Source organism: Timonella sp. A28 (assembly GCF_051200815.1).
Classification (GTDB): domain Bacteria; phylum Actinomycetota; class Actinomycetes; order Actinomycetales; family Cellulomonadaceae; genus Timonella.
Map to the genome: position 1 here is coordinate 1,006,753 of NZ_CP195159.1, position 13,038 is coordinate 1,019,790.

Below are 13,038 nucleotides of genomic sequence, written 5' to 3' on the forward strand. Positions count from 1 at the left end.
TAGCCAGCAAGGAGCCAGGACGCACGCATGTAGTGATGACCCCTCATCGCTGTGCACCACAGTACAGGCTGTTTGTGGACGCTACCTGAAAAGCACCTGCAACTGATACTTGGACTTTATTCAGGCTGCTCGAGTAGCGCGTTGATGTCGTGTTTTGGGGTGCGCGGTAAAAACGCGAGCACAATGATGAACCCACCTACAGTGAGCCCTAGCCCTAACCACGCAAGTGAGGTGTATCCGAACCCCCACACAATAAATAAACCACCAAAGAAAGCGCCGCTCGCGTTGGCTGCGTTTAACGCGGAATGGCATAAAGCTGCACCCAGTGATGGTGCACCCGGGCTTAAGTCCATGAGTAGCCCTTGCAAGGGCAGTGCAAGTAGTTGCGAGGTGAACCCAACCGCAAATAGAGCGCACAGCACCAAAATCATGTTTTCTTCTACGAGACCAAGGAAAACCAAAGACAGTGAGGTCAACACGAACCCTGTTTTTACGGTGCGCACCACGTTGATATCCATGAGTTTCCCTGCATAAAACGTCCCTGCAGTCATGCCAATACCGAACAACGCCAAAATGAAGGGGACTGCCGATTCTGAATAACCGGATTCAAACATGACAAGCGGTTTGACGTATGAGTACACGGCAAACATTCCACCAAAACCGACCGCTGTTCCAGCGAACATTGCCCACAACCTGCCGTTTTTTAATGCTGCTAGTTCCCGACGAGGATTAGCATCCGGCGCGGTAGGTACGGGAGGGATCAGTTTCAGCAATGCAGCGAGCGCACACATTCCAAGGACACCGACGATGACGAATGTTGCTTGCCAACCTAAGTTTTGGCCCGCCCATGATGACAGTGGTACACCAATAATGTTTGCGATTGTTAGTCCACCCAACATCATTGATATCGCGAAGCCTCGGCGGGTGAAACCGACTATTGCGGTTCCCACCACAGCGCCAACGCCAAAGAACACACCGTGTGGCAGCCCGGCGAAGAAGCGGCTGAGCACAAGGATTTCAATGTTGGGGGCCAGTGCAGATAAAAGGTTGGCGACCGCATACGCACCCATGAGCCATGCGACGAGAGCGTTACGTGAGACCCGTGCGGTTAGCACTGCGATGATTGGCGCACCAATAACGACGCCGAGCGCATATGCGGTAATGGTGTGACCGGCGGCAGGAATTGATACGTCGAGGCCGTCTGCGATGTTGGTTAAGATTCCCATCGTGGCAAATTCGGTTGTGCCGATGGTGAATCCACCTAACGCGAGCGCGAGGAGTGCGAAACGTTGGATGTGTGGGGGCAGGGAGGGCGTTTCAGCCGTAGGGTATGTCACTGTTTTTTAACTACAATCCAGACAGCGTCAGCCGCCAATAGTCCTAAGGTGAGTGTGTGTGTTTCGTGTGGCGTGTGTGCGGGTGACCATTCGATGTCGAGCACGCCAACGGGTTCGTTTCGTTGCACGATTTTTACTGTTGCGTCGAGGCCGAATCCTAGGTCGGAGAAGTAGCGTAGAACACGTGGGTCTTCGTCGGAGATCCGGCTGACGGTGCCGTGTGCGCCTTCGTTGAGTACTGCGAGGGTGAAGGCTTCTGGTGCGGCAATTATTAAGTCTTTTGAGGGGATTGGGTCCCCGTGTGGGTCTCTGGTGGGGTATCCAAGACGCGCATCAATTCGTTCAATCATGAGGTCTGAGACTGCATGTTCAAGGACTTCAGCTTCGTCGTGGACTTCGTCCCAGGTGTATCCAAGTTCAGAAACCAAAAAGGTTTCGATGAGGCGGTGACGGCGCACCATTTCGAGGGCTTTTCTGCGTCCTTCGTCTGTGAGTTTGATGGTTCCGTAGCGTTTGTGGTCAAAGAGGCCTTGGGCGGCTAGGCGGCGTACGGTTTCGGACACTGTTGAGGTGCCTACGCCTAGTCTCTCGGCAAGGTCTTTTGTGGTGACTGGCTGGTCTGACCATTCTTGTAAACTCCACACAACCTTTATGTAGTCTTGCGCGACAGGTGTCAGTTGGGAACTATTCACGTGTCTCCTCTTCTGGGCTGGTCGTGTCGGTTTCTGGTGCTGGTTCTTGTTCTTGCTCTTGCTGGGTTGGCGGGATGACGGTGAGTGCTTTCAGTCCGTCGTCAAGTATGTGTACGCTGCGGGCGCCGTCGTCGGGGTGTGGGAAGCGTACGCGCGGCCCTACTGTAGCGGTTGCGTCTGGTGTGACTGCAATGATTTGCATGTCGACGATTGATTGTGTTTCTGGGTTGTAGCGCAGCACGGTCATTTCGGCGGTGCCGTTGAGTGGCCCGATGCTTGCTTTTCCTTCCATGGCTCCTGCGGTTGTGGAGTTTCCGTAGCGTACGCCTTGTCCGGCATATACTGGGCCGATTCGTTTGTGGTAGTGGCCTGATATTTGGTAGGGGACGCAGCCTGATTCCATGACGGGGTTTCCTACTGCTGGAGTGTGAATGAGTAGGATGTCTGGTCTTTTTTGTGCCGCGCAGGCGACTTCGGTGAGCCTGCTTCCTGCTTGTGCGTAGGTTTCTCCGTTGACGAGGGTGGACCCTTGTCCTATGCGGGTTTCTCGTGGGTCGGAGTCACCGAGGAACCGTACTCCCTTGACTTCTTTTATTTTTCCGTCGAGAACGATCACGCCTGCGGCTTTTGCTTGTTCACCGGTGAGTTGTGAGTCGTGGTTTCCGTCGGCTTGGACCATGACGGCGCCGTCTGGCACTGCGTTGGCGAAGCTTTGCATGCAGAAGCGTTCTATGTCTGTGCCGTTGATGGTGGTGTCACCGCCGTTGACGACGATTGATGTTCCTGTTGCGCGGGCTGCGGTGGTGATGAGCGGTGACATTCCAACGTTGCAGTGCAGGTCGGAGACGAGAAGCATCGTCACGTATTCGTCGTCGTGTGTGGGGTCGCTTTCTTGCAGAAATTGCGCCTGTTGAGCGGCTATTTCTTTGTCTGCTTCTGTTCGTGCTTCGAATGCGTCGCGTAGTGCGGCGTCAGCTGTTGCGTAGAAGTTTTCGTTTTCTTCGTAGACTCCAATGAGTTGCGCACCGTATACGTCGATTACTCCGGCTAGTCGTCCGGTGAGGCGTGCTCCTTGGAGTGCTGTGCCGTCGAACACTGCTGCTACTTGACCTTGTTCACCTTGCACATGGTGGCTGTCATATTGGACGACGCTTACGGTGATGAGCGCGACTGAAGCCACATAAGCGCTGGCGATAAGCCATGTTCGTCGAGCTAGACGGTAGGACAGTTCTTTTCGTCTGCTGCGGCCGAGGACAAAAGCTGTTGCGCCGATCAGGAAAGTTAATGTTCCGGCGGCGAGGAGCGCTCGTTGCACTGCGTCTTGTATGAGTAGGTGTGCGACGAGGTCGAGGGTTTCTTCGGGTGCTGCGAAGAACTGCATGTAGCTGTCGACGTCTTGGACGAGTGCACCAAGATTTTGGTTTGGTGAAAGCGAAGTTAAGCTTGCGGGTATTTCGCCGATGACGGCGGTAACGCCTAATCCTAGTGGTAGTGGGGAGTCCACTTCGAGTGTGCCTAGTGGGCCGGCGTCGACTGTGATTGTGGAATTGACGGTCACTTCATATGTGGCATCGTGTGGACCGAAGTTCGCCTGAGCGCGCGCCGTTACAACACCGAATACGGTTGAGACCATCACTATGGCAAGGCCGACGAGAACGTAGCGGAGGAGGCGGGGTGGCGTGGTTCCGTCTTGTGGGTAGCGTGCCCAACGAGACACCGCAAACCGTAGGTTTTGGGTTCGTGCGAAGGCATGACGGGATGCGTCGACAACGGTGCGGAAGATGTCGCGAAGTCGCGTTGTCTTGGGCTCTTGATCGTTGTCACCCATGGTTTTAGGCATAGTGGATGTAACACATTCCTTATTAGCGGTTCCTCGTGTTCTAGTCTGCCATCTTGTGGCTTATGAGCGAGACACTTATACAGGTAAACCTTGATATGTCCTCTCAGATTCTGCTCTTTTGGGACCCTAGTCCCTTGCTTGTTAGGGCGCGGTGAGATTAGTCACTTCACGCATGTTGCTGGCATCGCAGTCGTAATATCGAGTTCGTGGCACATACGAATACACCTGATCTTTCTACATACGACGCTGTACTCATCGGTGGTGGCATCATGAGCGCAACCTTGGGTGCGCTCTTACGCCAACTTGAACCGACGTGGAAGATCGCATTGTTTGAGCGGCTCGATGATGTGGCGCTCGAAAGTTCTAACCCGTGGAACAATGCCGGTACTGGACACGCAGCGTTGTGCGAACTCAACTACACACCACAAATGCCTGATGGTTCAATCAACATCTCTAAAGCAGTAAAAATCAATGAGCAGTTCCAGCTTTCACGCGAATTTTGGAACCACCTTATTGAATCCGATTTGATGCCACATCAAGATGAGTTCCTTTCGGCTACTCCACACATGACTTTTGTGCATGGTCGAGAAAATGTCGACTATTTGCGTCGCCGTTGGGAAGCCTTGACTCAAGACCCTAACTTCGCTGACCTTGAGTTCTCTCAAGATCCTGAGGTTATCGGACAGTGGGCGCCGCTACTCACATTGGATCGTCACGGCGACGAACCTATCGCGGCAACCCGGGCAGTAGACGGCACTGACGTTAACTTTGGTCGGTTAACCAAGAACCTCACCAACTATCTTGCAGCGCACGACGTTGAGTTGCATTTACAGCACGAAGTAACCCGACTTAAGCAAAACCGTGACGGTTCGTGGCGCATCAACGTCGCTAACAAGCATTGGAACGCTCCCGTTGTTAAACGGACCGTACAAGCCAAGTTTGTTTTTGTTGGTGCTGGTGGTGGCGCTCTTCCACTTCTGCAAAAAGCTGGTATCCCAGAAATTAAAGGGTACGGCGGGTTCCCCATCTCTGGTGTGTTCATGCGTACCACCAACCCCGACATTGTGGCTCAACATAATGCGAAAGTGTATGGGAAAGCTTCTGTTGGGTCTCCCCCAATGTCGGTCCCTCACCTCGACACTCGTGTCGTTGACGGACAAACTTCCCTACTTTTTGGCCCCTATGCAGGGTTCTCAACAAAGTTTTTGAAAACCGGCTCATACATTGACCTCATTAAGTCGATTCGTCCAGGAAACATCTTGACCATGTTGTCTGTCGCAAAAGACAACTGGGACCTCACCCGCTACCTTATGCAAGAGGTCACCAAAACGGATCTATCCAAGTTCCGCTCACTAAAAGAATTCATGCCAACCGCTAACCCGGCAGACTGGGAATTTATTACCGCAGGTCAACGCGTTCAGGTAATGAAAACTAAGCCTGGCTCCCGCGGCGGTGTTCTCGAGTTTGGAACAGAACTCGTAGCAGCGAAAGACGGCTCCATTGCCGGCCTGCTAGGTGCCTCCCCTGGCGCTTCTACTGCCGTTGCCGCAATGATCACCCTGCTAGAAACCTGCTTCCCTGAACACGTCGATAACTGGAAACCACAACTCAAAGTGATGATGCCGTCACTCTCAGTTCCAGACGTGACAGACGAACTCGACCTCGTCTCGTCAGAGCAACTACCGCACACACCTGAAGCGTTCTAAGCACGAACCACAACACCGCACAAGGGTGGCCATGACACAACGTCATGGCCACCCTTTTTGTTTTTCCACCAGTTATGACACCACCTGACAAGAACCTGTTAGGACAGTGCCAAGAACCGTATGGAAACCGTTAGGACGCTGGAAAATGCGCTGTGCAGCGCATGGAATAGACATGTTCATTTCATTGAACACGTTCATCGTTCTAGGAGACCGCAGTGTCTGACGTTATCGTCATCAGTCTGATTGTTCTCACGTTCCTTGCCCTGCACTGGGCAATAAAAGGATGTGAGAAGTTGTGACTATTCTTTCCGTTCTTGCCGTAGGTGCTGGCATCGCCGCACTCGTATATCTGATCTACGCTTTGGTGAAACCGGAGAAGTTCCTGTGACCGCACTGTTTATTGTTCAAATCATTCTCCTCATCGCGGCTTTAGTTGCAACATATCGCCCGCTCGGAGATTACATGGGGCGCACCTTCACCTCACAGCGTGACCTAGCAGCCGAAAAAGCTCTCTACCGTTGGTGCAAAATTGATGCACGCTCACAACAAACCTGGCAAGCGTATGCACGATCAGTGCTTGCGTTTTCGGTTTTAGGAGTTGTTGCCCTATACGGAATATTGCGTCTGCAAGCATTCCTGCCCTTCAACACACAGCAAGAAAACGTTCCACCATTCCTCGCGTTTAACACCGCCGTCTCATTCGTCACCAACACGAACTGGCAAAACTACTCACCGGAGCAGACATTAGGGCACGGCGCTCAAATGCTTGGTTTAACCGTGCAAAACTTCTTGTCCGCCGCAGTAGGAATCAGTGTCGCCATCGCACTCGTACGCGGCTTCGCATTTTCAAAAACACACACCATCGGCAACTTTTGGGTTGATGTCACCCGCGCCACCACACGCATTCTGTTGCCTGCCGCTTTTATTGCAGCATTCGTGCTCGTCGCAGGCGGAGTCATCCAAAACCTCAGCGACCCAGTCACCGTAACCACACTATCCGGTGGAACCCAATCAATCCCCGGCGGCCCCGTCGCAAGCCAAGAAGCAATCAAACTCCTCGGCACAAACGGTGGCGGATTCTTCAACGCAAACTCCGCACACCCCTTCGAAAACCCGACAGTGTGGACAAACCTCGTCGAGATTTTCTTAATGCTAGCCATCCCATTCTCCCTACCACGCACTTTCGGTTGGATGGTCGGCTCCCACCGTCAAGGCCTCACCATCGTTGCCGTCATGACAACGCTATTCGTCGCGTCTTTCGCACTCATGTCCTGGATTGAAACCCGCGGCAACGATCAAGCACCACAACTTGCTGGAGCCGCCCTCGAAGGCAAAGAAATGCGCTTCGGGATATTAGGGTCCACCCTGTTTGGCACCACCAGCACATCCACCTCAACTGGAGCCGTCAATATGATGCATGACTCCATGTCATCGCTCGGTTCCATGATGGCTATGGTCAACATGATGCTCGGCGAAATCTCCCCCGGTGGGGTAGGTTCCGGCCTCTACGCGATCCTTATCATCGCCATAATCGCTGTGTTCATCTCTGGGCTACTCGTCGGACGAACACCCGAATACATTGGCAAAAAGTTGGGGCCAACCCACATGAAATACGCCAGCCTCTACGTTCTGGTCATGCCAACGCTTGTCCTCGTCGGCACAGCACTATCTTTTGCGATACCAGCAGCACGGGACACGGTCCTCAACACATCCCTGCTGAACTCTGGCCCACACGGCCTATCCGAAGTGCTCTACGCATTCGTGTCAGCAGCCAACAACAACGGTTCCGCATTCGCTGGACTTACCGGAGACACACCATGGCTCAATAGCGCCCTCGGCGTTGTCATGCTCCTAGGCAGGTTCTTACCCATTGTCCTTGTCTTAGCTCTCGCTGGAGCGCTCGCCCGTGAAGGTCACACGCCGACAACAGCAGGAACATTACCAACCACCAGTCCCGTATTCGTGACTTTATTTGTTAGCGTCGCAGTTCTTATCTCCGCGCTAACGTTCTTCCCAGTCCTTACCCTTGGACCTCTTGCCGAAGGAATCTTGTAACCATGGCGCAGACAACACTTGAACAGACGCCACAACAGACAACACCCGAAGCTGCTGCCCCACAACCATTAGGGCGCGCTCTATTAGGGCAGGCAGCACGCGAAGCGTTCGTAAAGCTCAACCCGTGGGTGATGCGCAACAACCCAGTGATGTTTATCGTCGAACTGGGTGCTTTCCTGATCACCGCAGTTGCAGCCGTTGAGCTCATTACCGGCGTTGCCGCCTCGTCGGGTGGCAGCCCTGTACCTCTTGCTTTCTCATCAATCATTGCTTTATGGCTGTGGTTAACCGTGTACTTCGCAAACTTTGCTGAAGCAATCGCCCAAGGACGCGGTAAAGCACAATCAGAAACACTCAAGAAAACCCGCTCCACAACCCTCGCTCGAGTCATCACCTCACAGCCTGACCTCATTGCCGGCCAGCCAATCACATCAACTCTCACGTGGGAGAATGTTCCTTCTGCAGAACTTGCTATTGGGAACCTCGTAGATGTAGAAGCCGGAGAAATCATTCCCGGTGACGGTGAAGTTCGTTGGGGTCTCGCATCCGTTGACGAATCAGCCATAACTGGAGAATCAGCGCCAGTTATTCGAGAAGCAGGCACAGACCACTCCGCTGTAACTGGCGGAACACGTGTGCTGTCCGACCGCATCATCGTGGAAATTACGGCAGCCCCGGGCCAAACATTTGTTGACAAAATGATCCGCCTCGTCGAAGGTGCAAACCGCCAAAAAACACCCAACGAAATCGCGCTATCGATTCTGTTGGCAAGCCTTTCCATCATCTTCATGATCGTGGTTCTTACCCTTAACCCACTCGCGTCATATGACGCATCAAGGGTTTCTTTAGCGGTTATGGTTGCTCTTTTGGTGTGCCTCATCCCCACAACTATTGGCGCGCTGCTTTCAGCGATCGGTATCGCGGGTATGGATCGCCTCGTCAACGCAAACGTTCTTGCAAAATCTGGGCGCGCAGTTGAAGCGGCCGGTGACGTAAGCACTCTCCTGCTCGACAAAACAGGAACAATCACGCACGGCAACAGGCGAGCATACGAAGTCGTCCCTGTTCCAGGAATCGACTACGACGAACTTGCACACGCATGCGTACTAGCGTCGTTGGCTGATCCAACCCCTGAAGGAAAATCCATCCTTGACCTTCTTGCGGACTATCACACAGCTGACACAATCACGCAAGATTCCATCGTGCCGTTTTCTGCAGCGACACGCATGTCCGGGTTGGACCTTCCCAGTGGTGTGAGCATCCGAAAAGGAGCAACCAGTTCCATCCTGAAATGGCTTGATGACATGGAAAGCGACATCGAGCATGACATGCTTCTCGCATTACATGCAGAAGTGGAACGAGTTGCTTCCCTTGGTGGAACGCCCTTGGTTGTTGCACACAACCGGGTAGGAGAAAAACCTCAACTATTGGGTGTTATCCATCTGAAAGACATCGTAAAAGATGGCCTCAAAGAACGTTTCGTTGAACTGCGTGCCATGGGCATCAAAACAATCATGGTCACCGGCGATAATGCCACAACAGCTGCGGCTATCGCTGCTGAAGCAGGAGTGGACGACTTTATCGCCGAAGCAACACCCGAAGACAAGTTTGAATACATTAAACGTGAGCAAGAAGGCGGTCGTCTTGTCGCTATGACAGGAGACGGCACAAACGACGCTCCAGCACTAGCGCAGGCAGATGTTGGGGTCGCAATGAACTCTGGTACTTCTGCGGCTAAAGAAGCCGGAAACATGGTTGATCTTGATTCCGACCCCACCAAATTGTTGGAAATCATTCGGATCGGTAAGCAACTCCTCATCACGCGTGGAGCGCTCACCACGTTCTCTATCGCGAATGACATCGCTAAATATTTTGCGATCGTGCCAGCAATGTTTGTTGGCGTATATCCAGGACTCGAGGCGCTCAACGTTATGGGGTTGAGTTCACCGGCTTCCGCTGTCACATCAGCAGTCATTTTTAACGCCATCATCATTGTGTTCTTGGTTCCTGTTGCTTTACGTGGGGCTTCCTATAAGCCACGGTCTGCGAGCCAAATCTTGGCTTACAACCTCACCGTGTACGGCTTGGGCGGCCTTATCGCACCATTCATCGGTATTAAGATCATCGATCTTGCTGTCTCCTGCATTCCAGGGTTTTAGGAGTTCCCATGTTTCGTACGCATTCAGTAGGTTTCTTTACCGTCGCGTTTCGTTCACTCATTGCTGCACTTGTTGTTTTAGGGATCGTCTACCCGCTTGTTGTGACAGGCGTCAGCCAGGTCATCATGCGTCATCACGCTAACGGGTCGCTTATTAAAGACGATCAGGGTGCCACGCGCGGTTCAGAACTGTTAGCGCAAAGTTTTCATGACTCACAGGGCCAGGTTTTAGCGCAATATTTTGAGCCTCGTCCGTCAGCCGCCGGTGATGGTTATGATGCGTTAGCGTCAGGTGGCTCAAACTTAGGCCCCAACTCTTCTGAGTTACTTACCGCTATCGAAAATCGTGCTGCAGTATTTGCGCGCACCAACGATGTACCCGTTTCTGAGGTTCCCGCCGATGCGGTAACTGCTTCAGCGTCTGGTCTTGACCCGCACGTCTCGTGGGATTCGGTTCTTGTGCAGGTTGATCGTGTAGCTAAGGCCCGCAACCTCACGTCCGAGCAGATCCTCGATATTGCGGCACAAGAGAAAATCCAAGGGCTGCCGTGGGGTGTCTCGCACATGCCAGTCAATGTTGTTCGTGTAAATGCTCGTCTTGACGCTTTGCAAGCTTCAACAGATTAAACTCAACGGGAGGGCGCACCATCACACAAGGTGAGGTGTGCCCTCCTGTTAGGAAAGAGAGTGCACTATGCAAGGCCGGTTACGTGTTTTTCTTGGGGCCGCACCGGGTGTTGGAAAAACGTTCGCCATGCTTGAAGAGGCGCACCGGCTGTCTCACGAAAACCATGACGTTGTTATTGCGCTCGTTGAAACTCATGGACGTCATGCCACTGCTTCACTTATTGACGGCCTTGAGCGTGTTCCGTGCGCCGAGCACATTCATGAGGGGTTAACACTTTCAGAGCTTGACGTTGATGCGGTGATCGCTCGGGCACCTGAAATTGCTGTCGTTGACGAATTTGCGCATTCAACTGTGCCCGGTTCGCGTAACAGCAAACGCTGGCAAGACATTCAAGAACTCCTTGATGCAGGCATTCACGTTCTTACTACCGTAAATATTCAACATATTGAGTCGCTTAACGATGTTGTTGAGCAAATAACTGGCATCGTACAACGTGAAACTGTCCCTGACACAGTGTTGCGTTCTGCCAATCAAATCGAGCTTGTCGACATCGCACCACAAGCCTTACGTGATCGACTTTCTGAAGGAAACGTTTATCCTGCCGAACGCATTGATGCAGCACTCTCTAACTATTTTCGGTTAGGAAACCTCACTGCTTTACGTGAACTTGCGCTGCTGTGGCTTGCCGACGAAGTCGACTCTGCTCTGAAAACGTATCGCGCCGATCATAAGATTGATCATCGTTGGGAGGCACGCGAACGCGTTGTTGTTGCGTTAACGGGCGGCCCTGAGGGCGAGACTCTCCTGCGTCGTGGTGCACGCATCGCAGCACGTTCGGCTGGTGGCGAGTTGCATGCAGTGCATGTAAACCAAAATGACGGGTTGCAGCGCAGTAATTCTGCTGTGCTCGCGCAATTACGCTCTCTGGTCGACACGTTGGGTGGAACGTTCCATCAAGTTGTTGGTGACGATATTCCTACTGCGCTTGTCGAGTTCGCTTCCGGGTTGAATGCCACCCAGTTAGTTATTGGTTTGACTCGAAAGAACCGTGTTCAATCGTTCCTTACCGGTCCTGGTATCGGCCACGCCATCATTAAAGCTGCTGGCGGGATCGACGTACACATTGTTAATCATGCGGCTGCGTCAGCTCGAGGCCCTATTAGTTCTCATCGCACATCAATTTTGTCGCCTCGAAGACTCGCTTTAGGTTTCGTTTTTGCGCTGTTGGGCGGGGCTTTACTCACGGCGCTGTTAGTGTCTTTGCGTTCCCCAGAATCAATTATCGGTGACGTCTTGGCATACCAGTTATTAGTGATTCTGGTTGCTGTTATTGGGGGTCGTTGGCCCGCGCTCTATGCTGCAGTGCTGTCTGGTATTTCGTTGGATTACTTCTTTATTGAACCGTATTACACGGTTTCAATTGGTCATCCGTTGCATGCCCTTGCGTTGGTGCTGTACATCATTAACGCCCTGTTGGTGTCTTTTGTGGTTGACTTGGCGGCTCGTCGTTTAGCTATCGCTCGTCGTTCACGTGCCGAGTCTGAACTCTTGGCGGCTGTTGCAGGTAGCGTTTTTCGTGGTGACGATGCATTGACTGCTCTTGTTTCACAAACACGTGAAGCTTTTTCTTTGTCGTCGGTGGAGTTGTTGAACGACGGAAAGATTGTTGTGAGTTCTGTTGCAGAGCATGCTGACCAGCCTCAACCTGCATCTTTTACAGATCCTATTGTTGAACGGTGCGATGTCGGTTATGGCTGTGAGCTTGTGTTGCGTGGTCAGCAGTTCGAAGCATCAAATCAGCGCATGCTGTCAGCGATTATCGTACAAATTCAAGCGGTCATTGAACATCAAGAACTTGAAGAAACAGCCCAATCTATTAAGCCTCTTGAACGCAACGACCAAGTGCGTTCAGCGTTACTATCTGCGGTCAGCCACGATTTACGGCGTCCGTTGGCGGCCGCGGTTGCTTCTGTGACGGCGTTGAACAGTCGAGATGTTGAATGGGACGATAACGACAGAGACGAATTGTTGGATACCGCCGAAGTCAGTTTAGCGACCCTCACGGATCTCGTGACGAATCTGCTTGATACGACGCGGCTACAGGCGGGGGTTTTGGCGTTAAGTGTGCGCCCTGTTGATGCAGACGATGTTATTGGCGCTGCTCTTGACGAACTTGAATTTGGTCCTTCCGACGTGACACTAGATTTAGACGAATCTATTTCTCCTGTACTCGCTGACAGCAGTTTGTTGCAGCGTGCTGTGGTTAATGTGCTCACGAATGCGAAAAGGTACTCCCCTGCCGGTTCACTTATTCGTGTGACAACGAGTGGGATCCATGATCGGGTAGAAATTCGCGTTATTGATCACGGTCCAGGGCTCTCCCCTGAAAAGAAAAACCAAGTTTTTGTTCCTTTCCAACGTTTGGGCGATGTCGATAACACGACTGGTCTTGGTTTGGGTCTTGCTTTGTCTCGTGGTTTTGTTGAAGGAATGGGTGGATCACTTGATATCGAAGACACTCCAGGTGGTGGCGTCACTATGGTGATCTCCTTGCAGTGTTTTAATGAACTTTCGGAATAACGCATCACTTTTAGTGTCACTAACCCGCATATATAGAAAACC

At 52.4% G+C, this 13,038-nt stretch carries 9 protein-coding genes; 6 read left to right on the forward strand and 3 right to left on the reverse strand.

Going from position 1 to position 13,038, the window contains the following annotated elements; genetic code table 11:
- Nucleotides 1-116: 116 nt before the first annotated feature.
- From ACR9EC_RS04770 to ACR9EC_RS04780, 3 genes are read right to left on the reverse strand one after another with little or no spacing between them, the layout of a single operon-like run.
- Entirely contained in the window at nt 117-1,337 is a 1,221-nt protein-coding gene (locus tag ACR9EC_RS04770) for an MFS transporter (RefSeq protein WP_435300357.1), read from the reverse strand.
- A complete protein-coding gene (locus tag ACR9EC_RS04775; RefSeq protein WP_435300358.1) occupies nt 1,334-2,029 on the reverse strand; it encodes a metal-dependent transcriptional regulator in 696 nt (231 codons plus the stop codon). Before ACR9EC_RS04775 ends, ACR9EC_RS04770 begins: the two co-directional genes overlap by 4 nt.
- Nucleotides 2,022-3,869, reverse strand: coding sequence for a metallophosphoesterase family protein (locus ACR9EC_RS04780; RefSeq protein WP_435300359.1), 1,848 nt, complete (start codon nt 3,867-3,869; stop codon nt 2,022-2,024). Before ACR9EC_RS04780 ends, ACR9EC_RS04775 begins: the two co-directional genes overlap by 8 nt.
- 269 nt (nt 3,870-4,138) lie before the next feature.
- On the opposite strand from ACR9EC_RS04780, the gene mqo reads away from it, so the two are divergent.
- The 6 genes from mqo (at nt 4,139) to ACR9EC_RS04810 (ending at nt 12,996) form a co-directional block, all read left to right on the forward strand.
- Nucleotides 4,139-5,575: a malate dehydrogenase (quinone) gene (gene mqo, locus ACR9EC_RS04785; protein ID WP_435300609.1), complete on the forward strand. Its 1,437-nt coding sequence runs from the start codon at nt 4,139-4,141 to the stop codon at nt 5,573-5,575.
- 295 nt (nt 5,576-5,870) lie between these two features.
- The gene (locus tag ACR9EC_RS04790; RefSeq protein WP_435300360.1) at nt 5,871-5,963 is read left to right on the forward strand and encodes a potassium-transporting ATPase subunit F; all 93 of its coding nucleotides are present in this window, start codon (nt 5,871-5,873) and stop codon (nt 5,961-5,963) included.
- Nucleotides 5,960-7,630, forward strand: coding sequence for a potassium-transporting ATPase subunit KdpA (gene kdpA, locus ACR9EC_RS04795; protein WP_435300361.1), 1,671 nt, complete (start codon nt 5,960-5,962; stop codon nt 7,628-7,630). The genes ACR9EC_RS04790 and kdpA overlap by 4 nt, the downstream gene beginning before the upstream one ends.
- A gap of 2 nt (nt 7,631-7,632) precedes the next feature.
- Nucleotides 7,633-9,789 (forward strand): potassium-transporting ATPase subunit KdpB, encoded by a 2,157-nt coding sequence (kdpB, locus tag ACR9EC_RS04800; RefSeq protein WP_435300362.1) that lies wholly within the window; start codon nt 7,633-7,635, stop codon nt 9,787-9,789.
- An 8-nt stretch (nt 9,790-9,797) separates the two neighbouring features.
- Complete coding sequence (locus ACR9EC_RS04805; protein WP_435300363.1) at nt 9,798-10,415, forward strand: potassium-transporting ATPase subunit C; 618 nt, start codon at nt 9,798-9,800, stop codon at nt 10,413-10,415.
- Nucleotides 10,416-10,482: 67 nt separating this feature from the next.
- Nucleotides 10,483-12,996, forward strand: a complete 2,514-nt coding sequence (locus ACR9EC_RS04810) for an ATP-binding protein (protein ID WP_435300364.1) — start codon at nt 10,483-10,485, stop codon at nt 12,994-12,996.
- Nucleotides 12,997-13,038: the final 42 nt, after the last annotated feature.